20 protein-coding genes are annotated in these 19,258 nt (G+C 59.9%); 7 read left to right on the plus strand and 13 right to left on the minus strand.

What is annotated here, in order from left to right:
• Positions 1-40 precede the first annotated feature (40 nt).
• From ACR0J4_RS01920 to ACR0J4_RS01950, 7 genes are all read right to left on the minus strand, one after another.
• Entirely contained in the window at positions 41-1,222 is a 1,182-nt protein-coding gene (locus ACR0J4_RS01920) for a peptidoglycan DD-metalloendopeptidase family protein (protein ID WP_170641887.1), read from the minus strand.
• A 64-nt stretch (positions 1,223-1,286) separates the two neighbouring features.
• Positions 1,287-1,937, minus strand: a complete 651-nt coding sequence (locus ACR0J4_RS01925; RefSeq protein ID WP_170641889.1) for a protein-L-isoaspartate(D-aspartate) O-methyltransferase — start codon at positions 1,935-1,937, stop codon at positions 1,287-1,289.
• Positions 1,934-2,716 carry a 5'/3'-nucleotidase SurE gene (surE, locus tag ACR0J4_RS01930; protein ID WP_170548311.1) on the minus strand — a complete coding sequence of 261 codons (783 nt, stop codon included), beginning with the start codon at positions 2,714-2,716 and terminating at the stop codon, positions 1,934-1,936. The genes ACR0J4_RS01925 and surE overlap by 4 nt, the downstream gene beginning before the upstream one ends.
• A gap of 111 nt (positions 2,717-2,827) precedes the next feature.
• Complete coding sequence (locus ACR0J4_RS01935; protein WP_480668277.1) at positions 2,828-3,871, minus strand: ABC transporter ATP-binding protein; 1,044 nt, start codon at positions 3,869-3,871, stop codon at positions 2,828-2,830.
• A 126-nt stretch (positions 3,872-3,997) separates the two neighbouring features.
• Positions 3,998-5,113, minus strand: coding sequence for a hypothetical protein (locus tag ACR0J4_RS01940; protein ID WP_170548308.1), 1,116 nt, complete (start codon positions 5,111-5,113; stop codon positions 3,998-4,000).
• A 2-nt stretch (positions 5,114-5,115) separates the two neighbouring features.
• A complete protein-coding gene (locus ACR0J4_RS01945; RefSeq protein WP_170548305.1) occupies positions 5,116-5,895 on the minus strand; it encodes an SDR family oxidoreductase in 780 nt (259 codons plus the stop codon).
• A gap of 74 nt (positions 5,896-5,969) precedes the next feature.
• Positions 5,970-6,332 (minus strand): nuclear transport factor 2 family protein, encoded by a 363-nt coding sequence (locus tag ACR0J4_RS01950; RefSeq protein WP_170548302.1) that lies wholly within the window; start codon positions 6,330-6,332, stop codon positions 5,970-5,972.
• A 110-nt stretch (positions 6,333-6,442) separates the two neighbouring features.
• On the opposite strand from ACR0J4_RS01950, the gene ACR0J4_RS01955 reads away from it, so the two are divergent.
• The 4 genes from ACR0J4_RS01955 to ACR0J4_RS01970 all read left to right on the plus strand — a co-directional run bounded on the left by ACR0J4_RS01955 (position 6,443) and on the right by ACR0J4_RS01970 (position 11,324).
• Complete coding sequence (locus tag ACR0J4_RS01955) at positions 6,443-8,050, plus strand: peptide chain release factor 3 (protein ID WP_170548300.1); 1,608 nt, start codon at positions 6,443-6,445, stop codon at positions 8,048-8,050.
• A 49-nt stretch (positions 8,051-8,099) separates the two neighbouring features.
• Positions 8,100-8,855 (plus strand): hypothetical protein, encoded by a 756-nt coding sequence (locus tag ACR0J4_RS01960; RefSeq protein ID WP_170641891.1) that lies wholly within the window; start codon positions 8,100-8,102, stop codon positions 8,853-8,855.
• Positions 8,852-9,781 carry a glycosyltransferase family 2 protein gene (locus ACR0J4_RS01965; RefSeq protein WP_480668279.1) on the plus strand — a complete coding sequence of 310 codons (930 nt, stop codon included), beginning with the start codon at positions 8,852-8,854 and terminating at the stop codon, positions 9,779-9,781. The genes ACR0J4_RS01960 and ACR0J4_RS01965 overlap by 4 nt, the downstream gene beginning before the upstream one ends.
• A 184-nt stretch (positions 9,782-9,965) precedes the next feature.
• Complete coding sequence (locus tag ACR0J4_RS01970) at positions 9,966-11,324, plus strand: DEAD/DEAH box helicase (RefSeq protein WP_170641893.1); 1,359 nt, start codon at positions 9,966-9,968, stop codon at positions 11,322-11,324.
• A gap of 12 nt (positions 11,325-11,336) precedes the next feature.
• Here ACR0J4_RS01970 and ACR0J4_RS01975 read toward each other — a convergent pair whose 3' ends face one another.
• The 3 genes from ACR0J4_RS01975 to ACR0J4_RS01985 are packed head-to-tail and all read right to left on the minus strand — an operon-like array spanning position 11,337 to position 13,350.
• Positions 11,337-12,239, minus strand: a complete 903-nt coding sequence (locus tag ACR0J4_RS01975; RefSeq protein WP_170747410.1) for an EamA family transporter — start codon at positions 12,237-12,239, stop codon at positions 11,337-11,339.
• Positions 12,240-12,260: 21 nt separating this feature from the next.
• Positions 12,261-13,154 (minus strand): fatty acid desaturase, encoded by an 894-nt coding sequence (locus ACR0J4_RS01980; RefSeq protein ID WP_170641898.1) that lies wholly within the window; start codon positions 13,152-13,154, stop codon positions 12,261-12,263.
• Positions 13,141-13,350 carry a DUF2061 domain-containing protein gene (locus ACR0J4_RS01985; protein ID WP_170373903.1) on the minus strand — a complete coding sequence of 70 codons (210 nt, stop codon included), beginning with the start codon at positions 13,348-13,350 and terminating at the stop codon, positions 13,141-13,143. The genes ACR0J4_RS01980 and ACR0J4_RS01985 overlap by 14 nt, the downstream gene beginning before the upstream one ends.
• Positions 13,351-13,459: 109 nt before the next feature.
• Here ACR0J4_RS01985 and ACR0J4_RS01990 point away from each other — a divergent pair, with 109 nt between their 5' ends.
• The 3 genes from ACR0J4_RS01990 (at position 13,460) to ACR0J4_RS02000 (ending at position 15,860) form a co-directional block, all read left to right on the plus strand.
• Positions 13,460-14,326 (plus strand): helix-turn-helix domain-containing protein, encoded by an 867-nt coding sequence (locus ACR0J4_RS01990; protein WP_170641900.1) that lies wholly within the window; start codon positions 13,460-13,462, stop codon positions 14,324-14,326.
• A gap of 80 nt (positions 14,327-14,406) precedes the next feature.
• Positions 14,407-14,589: a hypothetical protein gene (locus tag ACR0J4_RS01995; protein WP_170373905.1), complete on the plus strand. Its 183-nt coding sequence runs from the start codon at positions 14,407-14,409 to the stop codon at positions 14,587-14,589.
• Between the two features lie 290 nt (positions 14,590-14,879).
• Positions 14,880-15,860, plus strand: coding sequence for a GlxA family transcriptional regulator (locus tag ACR0J4_RS02000; RefSeq protein WP_170548287.1), 981 nt, complete (start codon positions 14,880-14,882; stop codon positions 15,858-15,860).
• A gap of 175 nt (positions 15,861-16,035) precedes the next feature.
• Here ACR0J4_RS02000 and ACR0J4_RS02005 read toward each other — a convergent pair whose 3' ends face one another.
• The 3 genes from ACR0J4_RS02005 to ACR0J4_RS02015 are packed head-to-tail and all read right to left on the minus strand — an operon-like array spanning position 16,036 to position 19,046.
• The gene (locus ACR0J4_RS02005) at positions 16,036-17,082 is read right to left on the minus strand and encodes an aldo/keto reductase (protein ID WP_170641902.1); all 1,047 of its coding nucleotides are present in this window, start codon (positions 17,080-17,082) and stop codon (positions 16,036-16,038) included.
• 34 nt (positions 17,083-17,116) lie between these two features.
• Entirely contained in the window at positions 17,117-17,575 is a 459-nt protein-coding gene (locus ACR0J4_RS02010; RefSeq protein WP_170548283.1) for a DNA polymerase III subunit chi, read from the minus strand.
• 4 nt (positions 17,576-17,579) lie between these two features.
• On the minus strand, positions 17,580-19,046 hold the full coding sequence (locus tag ACR0J4_RS02015; RefSeq protein WP_170548280.1) for a leucyl aminopeptidase: 1,467 nt from the start codon (positions 19,044-19,046) through the stop codon (positions 17,580-17,582).
• Between the last annotated feature and the right edge of the window lie 212 nt (positions 19,047-19,258).

Below are 19,258 nucleotides of genomic sequence, written 5' to 3' on the forward strand. Positions count from 1 at the left end.
TATCCCCGCCGGAGGCATGGCCCGGAACGGGCCATTCTGGTCACCTGAGATAAGGCTCAGGATCAACCGACTCAAAGCCTTTGCGGACTTCGAAATGCACATAGGCGTTGTCGCCACCGCGCAATTCCGCCAGTTTCTGCCCCCGCCGCACCCGATCACCTTTCTTGACGGTGATATCCTCAACATTGGCATAAACCGTCAGCAAGTCATTGTTATGCTTCACAACAATGATCGGCACCTGATCGGCATCTGCGGTAATCGCAGCCACTGTTCCAGCCTCGGCTGCAGTGACCGACGTGCCCGGAGCGGCCGCGATGTCGATGCCTTCATTCTTACCCTTGTCATAGGTCCGGATAATGTTGCCCGCGACCGGCAAGGACAGAGCGGAGGAACCGGAACTGCGGGTGGGCGCTTCGGCTGTGACATCCGGCGCTTCGGGAGCCTCGGCCAGCGGTGCGACCTGTTCATCCGGAAGCGGCTGGGTCGCACTCGGCGGTGTCGGTGTCGGAGAACCCTGCCCCGGCTGCGTCACCTCGGTCGCAGCGACCGGAGCCGCTGCCGCCGCCTGACGCGGGGCCGCCTGGTTCTTGACCGGGATTAACAGATATTGCCCCTCACGAATGGCGAAATCCGGGCCCAACCCGTTCCACTCTCCCAAAGCCTCAACCGGCACCTGATAGAGACGCGAAATGGTAAAGGCCGTCTCGCCCCGTTTCACCTTGTGGCGCACCGGCTCCGGACCAGAAGCGACCGGCGTAGGCGTTGGCGCAGGTTCGACCGGCTTCAGCACCGTCGTCTGAACCCCGCCCGTATCCGGGGCCTGATCAATCGCGTTTCCAGCGATCGAGGCAATATCCACACCGCTTGACGCGCCAACAGATCGCGGCAAGGCCAGAACCTCACCCTCGCGCAGCGCGTCGGTTGTCTGCAAGCCGTTGAACCGCGATAGCTCACCTTCGGGCAGGCCGACCCGGGCCGCCACATCGCGCACGGTATCGCCTCGGCGCGCCACGGCGACCTGATAGTTCGGATAGGTGATCACCCCGCGCGCATCGGGCGCAGGGCGGTTGGTGGTCGCGGATTGCGCCGCATCCGTGGTGGAAAACCCGCCAAGCTGCCCGCGCAGGTCGTAATCCAACGGCCCCTCGCACCCGGCCAGAATGGCCAGAGCCGCAACTCCGGTCGCACAACGGCGCATCGTTGATTTGGTAACTGCTCTCATGACTTTTGTCCTCAACACCTGCCCCTGTTGTCCGGGGTTCCGGCGATCCATTCCAAAAAACCTGTTACGTCTCGTCCTTGCCTAGCCCTTCAAGCAGCGGCACGAACCGAACTGACGTCAATTCATCATAGTCCAGACCGGTCTCGGTGCGCGTCACCTTGATCAACTGCTGCACCGCATCCGACTGCCCGACGGGTAGCACCATGATACCCCCGATTTTCAGCTGCGCCAAGAGCGGGCCTGGCGGGTCCTCAGCCGCCGCGGTCACGATGATTCGATCAAAGGGTGCCTGTTCCGGCAAACCGAACGAGCCATCCGACAGCATCGATGTGACATTGGTCAGCCCCAGTTCGGCAAACAACTTGCCGGTCTCGCTGACCAGCCGCCTGTGCCGTTCAACCGTGTATACGCGACGCGCCAGTTTCGCCAGGATCACCGCCTGATACCCCGACCCTGTCCCGATCTCGAGAACAGTGTCACGCGGACGCACATCCAGCGCCTGTGTCATCAACCCCACCACCGAGGGCTGGCTGATCGTCTGACCGCAGGCGATGGGCAGCGGCATATCCTCATAGGCGCGGTCGGCGAACAGGCCGGTGACGAAGCGCCCCCGGTCGACCGCCTCCATCGCGGCGAGGACACGCGCATCGGTCACGCCCCGTTTGCGCAGGGCGAACAGGAACTGCATGACGGTTTCCGGGTCCAATCCACTCATTCGATCGACTTCAATGCCTCTAGCGTGTCATGCGCGGTCAGATCCGCCCGCATCGGCGTGACCGAGATATAGCCTTCCAGATTGACCGCCGCGTCTGTGCCGGGCGCGGTCGGGTTGTGCTGGTATCCGCCCTTGATCCACAGAAACCGCCGCCCCGAGGGCGAGCTGTGTGGCTCAACCGAGAAATGCGTATCGCGGCGGAACCCTTGCGGGGCAACGCGGGTGCCCAGAACCTCATCTGCGGGAACGGGTGGGAAGTTAACATTGTAGAACAGGCGGTAGTCGCCTTGCTCTGCAGGGGTCGCGTCCAGAATGCGGCGTACCAGATCAGCGCCAAAGCGACTGGCGGCCTCGAACGGATCCTCGAGCCCCAGATTGCGCGGGCCGAAATACTGCGACAGGGCAATGGCCGGCACGCCCTGCAAAGCAGCCTCCATCGCGCCGCCAATGGTCCCGGAATAGAGCGTATTTTCCGCCGAGTTGTTACCCCGGTTCACGCCAGATAACACCAAATCGGGCGGGCAATCCTTCATCACGTCATGCAGGCCCGCCAAAACACAATCCGCCGGAGAGCCCTCGGCCGCAAATCGCCGCTCATCCAGTTTGGCGACCATCATGGGATGGGTGTAGCTTATGCAGTGGCCGACACCCGATTGCTCGAATGCTGGGGCCACGACCCAGACCTCACCGTCAGGTCCGGACAGATCCTTTGCAATCGCCTGAAGCGTGATCAGCCCCGGCGCATTGATGCCGTCATCATTGGTAATCAGAATACGCATGACCGTCCCACCCCCGCGTTTCGCCCTTGATAGACCCGACCCCGCGTTGCGGCAAGCAATGCAGGCCCGCAATCTGCGGCTTTCGCGCACCACTTGCGGGTAAATTGCGCTCTATCTAGGGAAAACGAAACAGCGGTCGCGTCGGATGGTCAGCCACATCACCCGCCCAGGCGCGGGGACAAACACGTTTGGAACGGTCGCCTTGAGGATCGAGCCGTCGTAGTCCATCCGAAACTCGACCAGGCTTTCATTGCCCAGGAACCGAGCCCGCTCAACCACTCCGCGCGCTGCGACGCCGTCTGTGGCCGTGGGCAAAGGCCCTTTGCCGTTTCGGTCGAAATCCAGCCGGAGGTGTTGGGGGCGGAAAACGATCTCGACATCGGTACCGTCTGGAAAGCCCGGCGCCAGGAATTGTCCGAACGGGGTCTCGGCCAAGGCACCATTCACTTGCGCCTGCAACACGTTGACATCACTGAAGAATGCGACAGCTGCTTTGTCCGCTGGCCGTGTGTAGACATTGTACGGCGCGCCTTGTTGCACGATCTTGCCGCCCCGCATCAAGGCGATCTCATCGGCCATGCGCATGGCCTCTTCCGGCTCATGGGTGACCAGCAGAACGGCCGCGTCTTCCTCTTTCAGGATCGCCAGCGTTTCGTCCCGGATACCGTCGCGCAGACGGTTGTCTAGGCCCGAGAACGGCTCGTCCATCAACATGATCCGGGGGCGCGGTGCCAGAGCGCGCGCCAAAGCCACCCTCTGCTGTTCTCCACCGGACAGTTGATGCGGGAACCCGTCAATGAACCGCATCAGATCGACTTTGGTCAGCAGTTCCTCAACCCGGGCGCGTTTTTGATCCTTACTGCCTTTCAGGCCGAAACTCACGTTGTCGGCCACGCTGAGATGCGGGAACAGGGCAAAGTCCTGAAACATCAACCCAATCTCGCGGCGTTCAGGCGGAACGCGGAACACCGTATCGCAGATCAGCTTGCCATCTACATAGATCTCGCCCGAGTCCTGCATCTCGACCCCGGCGATCATCCGCAAGGTTGTGGATTTGCCGCAGCCGGACGGCCCAAGCAGGCAGGTCACCCGCCCGGCCTCGACCGTCAGCGAGACGTCATCCACCACAACCCGGCCTTCGAACCGGCGGATCATATTGCGAATTTCCAAACGAGGAGGAGGTGTGTTGCCTGTCACAGATGAGTCCTGTTGCCTTTCCCGATCAATTCCATCGGGCTTGAGCGGGGATAGCAACCCCGCCCATCCGGCGCAAGGGATCAGCTATTCCGCAAGCAGCTCGAAATCGACACCGGCGCGGATTTTTCCGTTCACCTGAACCTCAAGCCGATGCGCACCCGGCACCAGTTTGAACGTGGTCGCATTGCCTTTGAGCTTGTGGCGTTTGTCCAGACGCAACGCGCCGTTCTTCAGCGCGGCCTGTTTCAGCTTGTGAACCTTGGCTGAAGTTTTTCCGTTAGGGCGTTGAAAGTGAATGATATAATCCACCAGAACAGGTTGGTCAGAAGACCCTTGCAACTCGACCGTGAACGCCAAAGCGTCATTGATCCGGGCCTCGCCGTCCAGCGAAATGTCTGCAATGACATCCGCGTCCGGGTCATAGCCCAGCATCTTCATCGCCCCCGGATGCCCCGCCTTCACAAGCCCACGCAGGGTGTGAGAGATCATCCACTCCAACTCTGCCTCGTCCTGCTCACCTGCCTCGCGCCAGCGCTGCAGGCAGTCCAGAACCAGATCGGGGTCCTTTTTGGTGATATCGTTCAGATGGTTCGCAACCGAGCGCGTTACATAGCGTGTTGTGTCCCGATGCAGACGATCCAGCAAAGGCAAGGGGTCGGTCACCGCGAGACCAACCGCCTGCCCCCATGGCAGGCGGGGCCGTGTGCCCTCGCTGACCAGACGGCGCACATGATAGCTGTCGTGCTTGCTCCAACGCTGCATCCGCGCCAAGACCAGATCGGGGTGGCTGTTCAGGAACGGACGGATCGCCCATTCCATCGAAAAACGCTGTGTGAGTTCCTCCAGCAAGTCCAACGCCAGCTCTGGATGCTCGGCTCCAACGGCGACAACCCAATCCCCAAGCGGCGCAAAGATGAAATCGCCAAAATCGTCATCTGTCTTGCTGGGATCCAATGGCGGCGGTAAGGCGCGCAGGATCAACGGCGCGACCGCTGGCAAATTGCCCGGATAGGACTGCTGCAGGCAATCGGCGATCCAGGTCATTCTCTCTTTCAGCTCCAGATCCAACAGGCGCGACATGACCTGCGCTTCGAACGCATCGGCGTCGAAGTCCGGGTCCGCCGTCTGGAATAAACCCGCTAGGTAGCGGGTCTTTTCCATGTTGAACAATTGGTCCTTCAGAGAGAAATTCTGTGCCATTCCTACATCGTCAAATTGGTTGCGCCGCCATCCAGCAGTATGTTCTGCCCAACGATAAAGCCCGCATGTTGAGAACACAGGAAAGCGCAGGCTGCGCCGAACTCTCGACGCGTGCCGTAGCGACGCGCCGGGATCGTGGCGGACCGGGCCGCGCGGGCCTCATCCAGAGAAATGCCCTGTTGATTGGACACACCGGTATCCAGCGACAAGGCGCGGTCGGTGTCATGAATTCCCGGAAGCAGGTTGTTGATCGTCACACCTTGCGGGGCGACCTGACGCGCCGTTCCGGCCACGTAACCGGTCAGCCCGGTGCGCGCCGCATTCGACAACCCCAGAGCCGGGATCGGCGCGCGCACGGATTGCGAGGTGATATTCACCACCCGCCCCCAACCTTTTTCCGTCATCCCAGGCAGCAGCGCTTTCATGAAAGCGATCGGCGTCAGCATGTTGGAATCCAGTGCCTTGATGAAATCCTCACGATCCCAGTCCGACCACAAACCCGGAGGCGGCCCGCCCGCATTTGTGACTAGAATATCAACACTCTGCGCGGCCTCAATTACCTGTGCCTGACCTTCGGTTGAGGTCACATCACAGGCCACCGTCTCAACCGCGACGCCATGGTCCGCACGCAACCGCGCCGCTTCAGCTTCAAGTGCCTCAGCACCGCGCGCATTCATCACCAGATCAACACCTGCTTCAGCCAACGCCTCGGCACAGCCCAGTCCAAGCCCTTTGCTGCTGGCACAAACCAACGCACGCTTGCCGCGAATTCCAAGATCCATTCTGATCCCCTCTATCTGTTGTTGCCCGCATGTCTAGCACCAGCCAGACAGAGAAGACCAGAATTCAACAGGGCTTAGTAGAAGAACTCTTCCCTCACAATTTTGCCATCGGCCACGTGGTAGACACCCACTTCGCTCATATCGAAATTCTCGCCGCTTTCTATGAACTTGCCCTTGATCTCGAAAATCACGGCAAAGCGGTCGTCGCCATGCAGCATCGGATCACTGACCGAGACATGGCTGACCTCTGTCGCGCTGTCCCACCATTCATGTTTGCCACGAATGGCTTCCAGACCCTGAACCTCACGCCCCATGCCAACGTCATCCACCGCCTCGGCCGAGACAGCATCCGCGGCATAGAGTTTACCCAAATTCTCAGCGGTCCTGTTTTCACGGCAACCAGCTACAAGCTCGTTCGCAATCTCTTTCAATTCCATTGGTTCACTCCCATAATTTGTTCACTATATGTTCTCTTTGCCACAGCTTGCCGATTCGAACCAGTCCGTTTGTCTTGCTTCGGCGGGTTTCCCCGCCTATACGCGCGCTCATGCTTGATACCGCCTCGAACCAACCCGTATTGCCGCCCGAGATCGCTCGTCGTCGGACATTCGCCATCATCTCGCACCCGGATGCGGGGAAAACGACGCTGACCGAGAAGTTCCTCCTTTATGGGGGTGCGATCCAGATGGCTGGTCAGGTGCGCGCGAAGGGTGAGGCGCGGCGCACGCGGTCTGACTTCATGCAGATGGAGAAGGATCGGGGTATCTCGGTATCCGCCTCGGCGATGTCGTTCGACTATGGGGATTTCCGGTTCAACCTTGTCGACACCCCTGGCCACAGCGATTTCTCGGAAGACACCTATCGCACGTTGACTGCGGTGGATGCGGCTGTGATGGTGATCGACGGAGCGAAAGGTGTCGAAAGCCAGACGCAGAAGCTGTTCGAGGTCTGTCGCCTGCGCGATCTGCCGATCCTGACCTTCTGTAACAAGATGGACCGCGAAAGCCGCGATACGTTCGAGATCATCGACGAAATTCAAGAGATGCTGGCCATCGACGTCACACCAGCAGCTTGGCCAATTGGTGTGGGTCGCGATTTCATCGGCTGTTACGACATGCTGCGCGACCGGCTGGAACTGATGGACCGCGCCGACCGTAACAAAGTGGCCGAGAGCATCCAGATCGACGGTTTGGACGATCCCAAACTGGCCGAACACGTGCCCGAACATCTGCTGGAGAAGCTGCTGGAAGAAGTCGAGATGGCGCGTGAATTGCTGCCTGCCCTCGATCCGCAAGCGGTTCTGGAAGGGCACATGACCCCGATCTGGTTTGGCTCAGCGATCAACTCGTTCGGCGTGAAAGAGCTGATGGAGGGGATCGGCGCCTATGGCCCGCAGCCGCAGATCCAATCGGCAGAACCGCGTCAGATTTCCCCGGATGAAAAGAAGGTCGCCGGGTTTGTCTTCAAGGTGCAGGCCAATATGGACCCCAAGCACCGCGACCGGGTGGCCTTTGTGCGTATGGCCTCGGGGCATTTCAAACGCGGTATGAAGCTGACCCATGTGCGGTCGAAAAAGCCTATGGCGATCTCGAACCCTGTTCTGTTTCTAGCCTCGGACCGGGAACTGGCAGAGGAAGCCTGGGCCGGAGACATCATCGGTATCCCAAACCACGGGCAGCTGCGCATTGGCGATACGCTTACCGAGGGCGAAGCGATCCGCGTGACCGGCATCCCGTCCTTTGCACCGGAACTGCTGCAGACCGTCCGTCCGGGCGATCCGATGAAGGCCAAGCATCTGGAAAAGGCGCTCATGCAGTTTGCCGAAGAAGGCGCGGCCAAAGTGTTCAAACCCTCGATCGGCTCGGGCTTTATCGTGGGCGTCGTCGGCGCGTTGCAATTCGAAGTGCTCGCCAGCCGGATCGAAATGGAATACGGCCTGCCGGTTCGGTTTGAGGCGTCTCAGTTCACCTCGGCCCGTTGGGTGAGTGGTGAGAAGTCCGAGGTTGAGAAATTCGTCAACGCCAACAAGCAGCACATCGCTCATGACCATGACGGCGACATTGTCTATCTGACCCGCCTGCAATGGGATATCGACCGGGTCGTGCGGGACTATCCGGCGCTGAACCTGACAGCCACCAAAGAGATGATGGTGTGATCCAACTGCCTGATTGCACAGCCAATCCCGGCTGTGCAATTCTGCCCGCATGAGCGATGACGACCTGACCTTTCCCGGCGGCCTGCCCGACATGCTGGAGATCCTGGAAAACAGGCGCGCGCCTTTTGTGTTCGGCACCCGCCCCCTGCCCGATCTGAACATTGATCTGGACGCAATGGCGCAGCAGATCGTGCCGGAACGCGCGACCTTCGCCCCTGAAAGCGACGATGCCACCGCGTGGGACCAGAAGCGCGCCAAGATCGCCACCGAGTTCGTGGGCAATTCGGAACTGGCTTTCCTGAACGCCCAGTTGATCGCCAATCTGCGCAAACGCTCTTACCCGCGTCACACGCCCGCTTTGTTTCGGCGGCTTTGGGCCGAGCAATCCCCGCATCTGCTGGAAGCGCTCGATCTGCGCTGGCTCGTCTCGTCGGTGCAGACCTTTGCCGATCACGGCGACACCCCGACGCAACGCGAGGTCGGTCAGGCGCTACGCATGCTGTTCGGGCTGATGAAGCTTTATGAGTTCGAGCGGTTGTTCTCCAAACGTGGACCCGAGGAAACCCATTGGTTTCGCGGCAAAAGCACCGCTCCACTGCCGTTGCAGATGCAGTCTTTCTCATTGGAGCGCGGCGGGCTGGCCGTGTCGCTGATCGCACCGATCTGGACCAAGGCACTGACCGATCCGACTATAGCGCCGCTGGCGGATCACCTGATGACCGAGCTGAACAAAGACCCCGGAACCGTCTTTCGTCGCCTGAAAAAGATGCGCGAACGCCGTCTCGCACGGATGCAGCGCCGATGACCACATGGGGTGTTGTCTCGATGGTGCGAGGGCCCGCGCAGGATATCCTGCGGTTTGCGGCCCACCACCTGGATATGGGGGCCGACCGGCTGTACCTCTATCTGGATGAGCCCAACCCCGAGGCGCAGCACCATTTGGAGCAGCATCCGAAGGTGCAGGTGACACTCTGCGATGATGCTTTTTGGCGTGACCGCAACAGGACGCGCCCGGGCAAGCATCAGGTGCGCCAATCCACTCATGCCAGCTATACCTATCGCAAAACCGATCTGGATTGGCTGGCCCATATCGATGTGGATGAGTTCCTGTGGGCGGACGCCCCAATCCCGCAGCTACTGGATACCGTGCCCGCAGATATCCCCGCCGTTCGGGTCCGGCCGATCGAGGCCATTGCCGGGGCCGAGGACCTGTACAAAGCGCATATCCCCAAAAGCCCGGACCGCGAGGCTTTGGTGCAGGCGCTTTATCCCACTTATGGCGCCCATGTGCTGGGAGGGTTCCTCAGCCATGTGCAGGGCAAATTGATCGTGCGCACGGGTCTGAAAAAGCTAAGTTTTCGCATCCACAACCTGTTTCAGGACAAGACCCTCCTGCCCTGCAAATTCGAACTACCGGGGCTGGAGTTGTGCCACCATCACGCGCCGAGTTGGGAGCATTGGTTCAAACATTACCGTTTCCGGATGGAGCGCGGCTCCTACAAACCCGGCATGTCCCCGAACCTGCCCCGCGATCAAGGCGGTGTGAACAAGAACGAGCTGTTCAGCCAGATCGAGTCTGCGCACGGTCTGAAAGGGCTGCGTGCGTTTTACGATGAACTCAGCGCCGCTGACCCGGACGTCCGTGCTCGTCTTGAGGCACATGATCAGATCCGGCTCCGCCCGTTGCATCTGGATGAAAAAGTGGCGAAACACTTCCCCAGAAGCTGCTGAATTGTTGCAAAAAATGCCATTTCCAGCCGATTGATCCCGTCGGGATTTCAGTTCATTTGACCCCGCCCCACGTTTTTGTTATGTCCCGCCTCAAGCCGAAACGCGCATGGTGCGCATGGTCAGATTGACCCGGCATGACGCAGACGCGCGGGCCAGGTCAAGTGTCCGCAATAATCGGACATATATGACAAAGTTTACCGAACTGAACCTGAACCCGAAGGTCCTCAAAGCCATTGAGGAAGCCGGATACGAAACCCCCACTCCGATTCAAGAAGGTGCGATTCCACCCGCGCTGGAAGGGCGAGACGTATTGGGCATCGCCCAGACCGGCACCGGGAAAACCGCTAGCTTCACGCTACCGATGATCACCCTGCTGGCCCGTGGCCGCGCCCGTGCGCGGATGCCGCGTTCGCTGGTGCTATGCCCGACACGGGAATTGGCCGCGCAGGTCGCCGAGAATTTCGACACCTATTCCAAACACCTGAAACTGACCAAAGCGCTGCTGATCGGCGGTGTCAGCTTCAAAGAGCAAGAGGCCCTGATCGACCGCGGCGTAGACGTTCTGATCGCCACTCCGGGCCGTTTGCTGGACCATTTCGAACGCGGCAAGCTGCTGCTGACCGGCGTGCAGATCATGGTTGTGGATGAGGCCGACCGGATGCTGGATATGGGCTTCATCCCCGATATCGAACGCATCTTCTCGCTAACTCCCTTCACGCGTCAGACGCTGTTCTTCTCGGCCACCATGGCCTCGGAGATTGAGCGTATCACCGACACCTTCCTGTCCGCGCCCGCCCGGATTGAGGTCGCCCGTCAGGCCACCGCGTCCGAGACGATTGAACAAGGCGTGGTGATGTTTAAAGGCGGTCGCCGGGATCGTGAAGCCAGCGGTAAACGCAAGGTTCTGCGCGCGCTGATCGACGCCGAAGGTGACAAATGCACCAACGCGATCATCTTCTGCAATCGCAAGACGGATGTGGATATCTGCGCGAAATCCCTGAAGAAATACGGCTATGACGCTGCCGCGATCCATGGCGATCTGGACCAGTCGCAGCGGATGAAAACGCTGGACGGGTTCCGCGATGGCTCGCTGCGCCTTCTGGTCGCCTCGGACGTGGCGGCACGTGGTCTCGATATCCCGTCAGTTAGCCATGTGTTCAACTTCGACGTGCCCGGCCATGCCGAGGACTATGTTCACCGCATCGGCCGTACGGGCCGTGCAGGACGCGAAGGCAAGGCCGTGACGATCTGTTCAGGTCGTGACGAAAAGGCTCTGGATGCGATTGAAAAGCTGATCCAGAAGGAAATTCCGCGCCTCGACAACCCGGTCAAGGAAGAACCCAAGCCCGAGAAACCGAAGGCCGAGAAACCCGCAAAAGCAGCGGAAGGCAAGCGTAGCGAAGGCAAGAAAGAGCGCGAGCCCCGCGAACCCAAAGGTCGTGGTCGTGGCCGCAAGGACGATCATGGCCCGGCCGTTGTCGGCATGGGCGATCATCTGCCCAGCTTCATTGCCCTCAGCTTTGATGAACGTCGCGCGGGCTAACCACTCAGACGCTTAGATTGACAGTACCAGCGCCAGTATCGACGCGCCCAGCAACAGCATCCCGGCGATCTCGCGCCGGGTGATTATCTCACGGAAAAACAAGGTCGAGGCAAGCAGGCTGAGCAATAGCTCAACCTGCCCTAATGCTTTGACATAGGCCGCATTCTGCAGGGTGAAGGCGAAGAACCAGCAGAAGGATCCGCACAGGCTAGTCAGGCCAACGAACACGCCGGTTCGGCGCGTGTTCCACACCGCACGCAACTCGGCCCGGTCGCGCCACAACAGCCAGATCCCCATGCTGACGAATTGAAACGTGACCACTGCAGCCAGCGTGACCAAAGCGCGAAACCACGCTTCGATATCGCCCAGCTCAAGCGAGGCACCGCGATAGCTGACCGAGGAGAAGGCGAATAACACCCCCGAGCCTAGCCCAAGCCGCGAGGCGCGATTGGTCAGATTCTGCCACCACGCCCCGTCCCCTCCGGGGGTTTTGGACAAAAGCAGCACCGCCAGCAGCCCCACGACGATCGCACCCAACGCCCCGGTCGAGACCTGATCGCCCAGCACCACAAATCCAACGATCGCGGTCTGGATGACTTCGGTTTTCTTGAACGTGATGCCGACGGCAAAGTTGCGCTGCTTGAACAGGGCGACGACACAGATCGTCGCCAAAATCTGGGAGGTGCCGCCAATCACTGCAAATACCCAGAACCGCGCGGACAACTCGGGCAGTCCCAACCCGGTGACCTGAATCGCGACGACCAGCCCCACCAAGGCCAGAGGCAAAGAATAGGCAAAGCGCGCAAAGGTCGCCCCAGCCGCAGACAGTTTCACGCTGCTCAGCGATTTTTGCAGCATAAACCTGACCGTCTGAAAACCGGCGGCGGCGATGGTGATTGGAATCCATAAACTCATGAACTCCGTTCTGTCTTTAAATCAAGGTTTTGGCCAGAGCGGATGCGGCACCGGGTCCTTCGCCCGCCAGAAATACGCCCTGAAGATCTCGGCATAAGATGCGTAGACATAGGCTTCGTTGCAATCCTGATACCGCTCTTTCCCCGATTGATAGAGCGCGGGTAGTTCATACCAGGGGGCCGATGGGTTCATGTGATGAACCACGTGCAGGTTGTTGTTCAGAAACAAGAAAGCCAGAAAACCGCGATCTTCGACGATCACTGTGCGGGCGCGCGATTTCTCATGCGCGCGGTGTTCAAGGAAGGTGCGGATTTTCACAAGACCCAAACCGATATAAGCCGACATGACATAGGCCCAAATCGGCATGGTGGAGTGCGCGACGACCCACAGAACCACCGCAACTCCGGGGATATGCAGCGCCCATGCAAGTGCGACCGAACGGTCTCCACGGATCAGGGTGTTCCATTCATCCCGCAGAAACATAACCTGCCCAATCGCAGGCCCCAACACCATGCGCCCGAGCAGGGTGTTGTTGGCGGCAAGCAGCCTCTTTTGCCATTCAGACAGCTGCGCCCAGACCTTTGGGTCATGGTAGTTGCTTTCGGGGTCATCATAGGGATCTGTCAGGTTCGAATCCTGATGATGCGCAAGGTGTAGGTCACGAAATCGGTTAAACGGAATGAACAGGGTCAATGGCAGGGCCATCAACGCCTCGTTCAACCATTTCGTGCGAAACGGATGTCCGTGCAACGCCTCATGCGTCAACGAGGAATGAAGGGCGGCAATCGCACCCATCATCGGGATCGCGAGCCACAGGCTCCAACCTGCCACGTAGAAAGTGGCAATCAACCAGGCGGCGTAACATGCGGCGATCAGGGCCAATGTGCCCCATTCGGGCGTTTCAGCTTTCCCCATGACGCCCCCATGAGATTCCCGCCCAGACCCGCTCATAGACAATATAAAGCGTCAGACCGATAGCGGTGTTGACCAGCGCCACCACGCCGCCCAAGGCAACCGACCCGGTGGCGATCAGGCCCACCAGAGTCATCATCACCAACCCCATCACATTCCAAATGAGTGCTTTCACGACAGATCTTCGTCGCGTTTCCATTCCGGACCCCGTTTCTTGTTGTTATCACAAAAGCGTTACTCAACGGGTGGTGTGTTGGGAATTCTGAATATGATTAACAAAAATCATCAGAAGTGATATTTATCTTCTCATGATAGATAAAATCGACAAACGACTTCGCGCTGTGCAATTTCGCCAGCGACTTTCCCGCGCGATGGAGGACACCGGTGTCAGCCAAAGCGCCCTCGCTCGACATATCGGTGTCGACCGCTCGACCGTATCACAGCTGCTGACCGATGAGGGCGCCCGCCTGCCCAACGCCCATGTGGTCGGCAGTTGCGCCTCTGCTCTGGGCGTCTCGGCAGATTGGCTGCTGAGCCTCTCGGACCGTCCCGAAAGTGCCGCTGAACTGCTGGCGAGTTCCCTGACCATGACCGAGGCCCCCCGCGCCCTTGTCGATGAGCGTATTTTCCAATGGCATCAAGAGGCTGCAGGCTACAAAATCCGCTATGTCCCCGCCACCCTGCCCGATATGCTCAAGACCCGGGCGATCCTCGAATGGGAATACGCCCCGCATTTGGGCCGCACAGCAGATCAAGCAATTGGCGCGTCCGAGGATCGCCTGTCCTGGATGCGCAGCGCCCAGTCGGACTATGAGATCGCCATGCCCCTATTTGAGATCCGAAGCTTCGCACTCGGCACCGGCTACTACGAGGGGCTGCCTTTGCCAGTCCGTTTAGAACAGATCGACCACCTTTTGGACCTCAGCGAGCAGCACTATCCCCGCCTGCGCATCTATCTGTTCGATGCCAAACGCCTGTATTCTGCACCTGTCACGATCTTCGGCCCGCTTCTTTGCGTCTTCTATGCGGGCAGCCACTATATGGCTTTCCGCGACCGCGACCGGATCGAGGTGTTCAGCCGGCATTTCGACACACTGATTCGCGAGGCTGAAATGACCGCCCGCCGATTCCCGGAATACCTGCGCGGGTTGCGGGCCGAGATTGCAAAGGGCTGACGCCTCAAACGTGCGGTTTTCCGCTTCCTGTAGTATAGTGACACCGCGAACGCGCAGACACTCTACGGAGGATGATCAGAATGGACGCACTACAAACCGCTCAATATGCACGCGCCCTCTATTCCGCGCACGGCGACCGGGCAGAGGCAGAAGCCGCTCAGAAGATGCGCGAATGTGAGGCCGCCGGAAACACGCAAGAGGCCAAAGACTGGCAGGCCGTCCGCCGCACAATCCGCCAGATCCGAGGCCCGAATCAAGGCTGACGCCCTAGCTCCACGCGCTTGTCGCACCATCAAAAACAACACGCTCCGCCCATCCGGTCAGCGGGCTGTTTACGCTGGCCAGCAGGTCAAAACACGGTGCCCGGCCCTCTCTGATGGACGGGCTCTGGACAGCGGAATACCTGCCATTTTCACGGCAAAAACGTTTTCCCCAAGTTATACCCAGTTTTGACCAAAGTTTTCCCCAGGCTTCTCCCCGGATTCCGATTTGCGCAACCACCGCCTCTGACGCAGCCTTGTGGAAACACTTGTCAGAATGCGAATCGAACTTGATGAAATCCGCAAAAAACATACTGCAACCGGAACATCGCGCCCTGAAAACGGCTCTGTTGGTTCTGGATGAATGCAGCACGCTCAGCTTCGCCTCGGCCGTGGACCCGATGCGCGCCGCCAATCGTCTGGCCGATCGCCCGGCCTTTGATTGGGACTATGTGACTCCGACAGACGAGCCGGTTATGCTGACCAGCGCGCTCACCGTTCCCGGCATTCCGCTGGCCCGTCTGCAAAGCTGCGACCTGATGATTGTGGTTGCCGGATTTCAAATGGCCCGCCAAGCGACCCCCAGCCTGCTCGCGGGATTGCGGCGCATCGCGGCCACGGGTGCCGCAATGGCCGGCATAGACGGAGGGCCCTGGCTACTGGCCGAGGCTGGTCTGCTCGATGGTCACACCGCGACCACCCATTGGGACGATCTTGACAGTTTCGCGAGCCGCTTTTTCAAGGTCGATGTTCAGGCAAACCGCTTCGCAATCTCCGAAAACCGTCTGACCTCGGGCGGAGCTGTTCCCGCGATCGAGATGATGCTGCACATCGTCGCCGCGCGCCATGGTGCGGGTTTTGCCGCACGTGTCTCAAACCAGTTCCTGTACGAAGGCGCTCCGGCCCAAACCAAAACACACGCCCCCAAGGCGAACCACCACTCTGCTCTGACCTCCAAAGCCAATAGCCTGATGGAGGCCGCGCTAGACGATCCGCTGCCGCTAGCCCATATCGCCGACCGGCTGGGCACCAGCCCCCGCACCCTGCAGCAGCAGTTCCGCCTGCGCCTGAACACCACGCCGCAGGACCACTACCTGCAGCTCCGCATGGCCGAGGCCCGCCGACTGGTGACAGATACCGACATGTCGCTGATGGACGTGGCCCAAGCCACCGGCTTCACCTCGCAATCCAGCTTCGCCCGCGCCTTCCGCACAGCTCACGGGTTGTCGGCCCGTGACCTCAGACAAGACAGCGCACACCCCACCCATCACTGACCGGATCCGCTTCATCTGGCCAGAAATACCTCGGGGGAGGCGCGCGGCACGCGCGGCGGGGGCAGCGCCCCCTAGATCGCTTCGGGTTAAACCTGCGACACGAATACCCTGCCACGCTTTCAGCATTCTCAGGACATTCGTGTCACTTATTGATTCAGGTGAAACCCGAAACGCTTTAATACGGCATCGGATGCGCTTTGTGCGCCGCCTCGATCTCGGACAGAACCTCATCGGACAAGCGCAGGTCGATACCAGACAGGATATGCTCCAACTGCGCCACTGTCGTTGCGCCAAAGATGGCGGACATCATGAACGGGCGGGTCCGGCACCAAGCCAGCGCCATGAGCGTCGGGTCCAGCCCATGCCGCGCAGCGATCTGCAAATAGACGTCAACGGCATCGAAAACCCGCTCGGACTTGCGCCCCCCCAGTTCAGGCGTCAGTGACATGCGTGAGGCTTCGGGAATGGCTCCGCCCTGATATTTACCGGTCAGCAACCCAGTTCCCAAAGGCGAGAACGCCATCAGCCCCACATCTTCATGAACGCTCAACTCGGCCATGTCCGTGTCAAACAGTCGGCACAGCAGCGAGTATTCATTCTGAACCGACGCCACCCGTGGGGCGCCCATCTGCTCGGACAAGCGCAGCCATTGCGCCGTACCCCAGGCACTTTCGTTGGACAGACCAAAAGCCCGGATATTGCCCTTGTCGACCTGAACCTGAAGCGCCTCCAGACACTCCTGCATATTCTCCAGCACTTCATCGGTGTTGTGCCCCTTCGGGGAGAACGTCCAGTTCTGCCGGAACATATAGCTGCCGCGATTGGGCCAGTGAAACTGATAAAGGTCGATATAGTCGGTCTTCAAACGCTTCAGCGAGCCCTCGATGGCCTCGGGGATCGTCTGAGCGGTGATCGGCGCGCCATCACGGACAAAGCGAAGCCCCTCACCGGAATGCTTGGTGGCCAGAACATAGTCGCCCCGGCGCGCGGCGTTGGCCGCATTCCAGTTGCCAAGGATTTCCTCGGTCCGGCCAATCGTCTCTTTGGCGACCGGATTGACCGGGTACATCTCGGCGGCATCGACAAAATTGATCCCGGCTGCCAGCGCCACGTCCATCTGCGTATGCGCCTCTGCTTCCGAGGTTTGCGATCCGAATGTCATCGTCCCAAGACACAGATCAGACACCATAATCCCGGTGCGGCCCAAAGGCTTCATTTCCATTTGTCGCTCTCCTGATTTCCGCAACAGCCGCGCGCTAGGCTTCGGCTTTCTTTTCCCAACGGCCCGATTCCTCGGACCAGTATTGCGCTGAACATCCCGCGCCAGTCAGCGCTTTCCATTGGCCGCGCGCATGTTGAACGGCCTCCATGTCATTGCCGTCGAACAGAATGCAGACCCGGTCCAATGCGGCGACCTCATCCGGGTCAACCGCGGCCCCGTCCACCGCCATCACGCAGCTGGCATCATTTGCGGCCTGCATGTCCGAGGTCAGCAGGATCGGTTGTATCGCATCATGCGGCCCACCGGCCCGTCCATGCGGCAGGAACCCATCCTCGGGTCCCAACCACAGTTTTTCATCCAACCAGTCCAGCCGCGCAGGATCAGTCCCCCGCACGGCAATCTTCCATCCGGCCTGACGCGCCTTATCCAGCAGGACCGGCAAAGTATGCTCCAGCGGCTGACGGGTCAGGTGATAGAAATAGACGGCCCCCATGGGTTTACTCGAAATTGTCCTGCACAAAGCGGCTCAGCGCGCGCACGCCCCAGCCCGTAGCGCCTTTGGGGGCATAAGACGTCTCAGCCGCGACCGAGGCGACACCAGCGATATCGAGGTGAATCCAAGGCGTCTCTTCCTTGACGAAGCGTTGCAGGAACTGCGCCGCGGTGATCGAGCCTGCAGGCCGTCCGCCCACGTTTTTCATATCGGCGATTCGCGATTTCAGCTGCTTGTCATAAGCCGCGCCCAAGGGCAGCCGCCATGCGCCTTCGTCCTCAGCCTTGGCCGATTTCAGGAAGGCATCGCAGAAGGTGTCATTGTTCGAAAACACACCCGCATTCTCATGACCAAGTCCGATGATGACCGCCCCGGTCAGGGTCGCCAGATCGATCATACCGACCGGAGAGAACCTCTCCTGCGCGTACCACATCACGTCGCACAGAACCAAACGACCCTCAGCGTCTGTGTTGATGATCTCGACCGTGTCGCCCTTCATTGATTTCACCACGTCGCCCGGACGGGTTGCATTGCCCGAGGGCATGTTCTCGACCAACCCCACAAGACCGACCACATTGGCCTTGGCCTTGCGCTTGGCCAGCGCGCGCATGGTGCCGGCCACAACGCCTGCGCCGCCCATGTCCATGGTCATGTCTTCCATGCCACCCGCCGGTTTCAGCGAGATCCCTCCGGTGTCGAACACAACGCCTTTGCCGACCAGAGCAAGCGGCGCATCATCCTTGTCGCCCCCGTTCCACTGCATCACCACAACTTTCGACGGGCTGGCTGAGCCCTGCCCCACGCTCAACAATGTGCGCATGCCCATTTCGGCCAGCTTGTCTTCCTCCAGCACCTCGACCTGGAGGCCGAGCGATTTCATCTCGTCCAGACGATCGGCGAATTCGGTGGTGGTCAGGATGTTTGCAGGCTCATTCGTCAAGTCGCGGGTCATCCGAACACCATCGGCAACCGCATACATTGGGGCAAAGACCGCCTCGGCCTCGCCATGCTTGCTGTGGCTGATCGTGACCGAACCTGTCGCATCGCTATCCTTGGTCTTGTGGACGTCGAAATCGTAGCTGCGCAAAGCGATACCCATCGCCAGATCTTCCACGCGCACCTGATTGCCCGCCATCACCAACAGGTCTTTGCCACCGGCCAGTTTTGCCAATGCCGCGCCCGCTTTGCGCGCCTCATCCGCTTCGGGGCGGCGCGGCAGGACCAAGATATCCAACGCTTGCGCGGCCATACCAGCCGGCCAGGCCAGCGAGATCACATCCCCGGTTTTCACCTTTTCGAACCGATCGCTTTCCACCAACCGAGCAACCGCTCCACGGGTCAGTTTGTTGGCACGTCTCACGGCGGGGCTCATCTTGCCATCGGCGGGAATGATGATTGCCACGCGCCCTTCCGCCTGCGCCATGGCATCCACGTCAAAAGCCTCAAAACGGATTGGTACCAGACTGCTCATAGCAAACTCCTCAAAATCTGTTCCCCAAGACCTAGCCCGCGCTGCGCGGCTTGACCAGATAGCAGTTTTCCCCGCCCGCCATTTGCATTAAGGTCCTGCAAAAATAAACGGCAGGCTCGGGGGAGATCTAAGTGGCACCAAACGGCAGGCATTCGCTGTCGCGCATGATGACATGCAATGGCGATCCGGGCGTGAACCCCTGCGTTTCAAGC

The organism is Ruegeria sp. B10, from assembly GCF_056539825.1.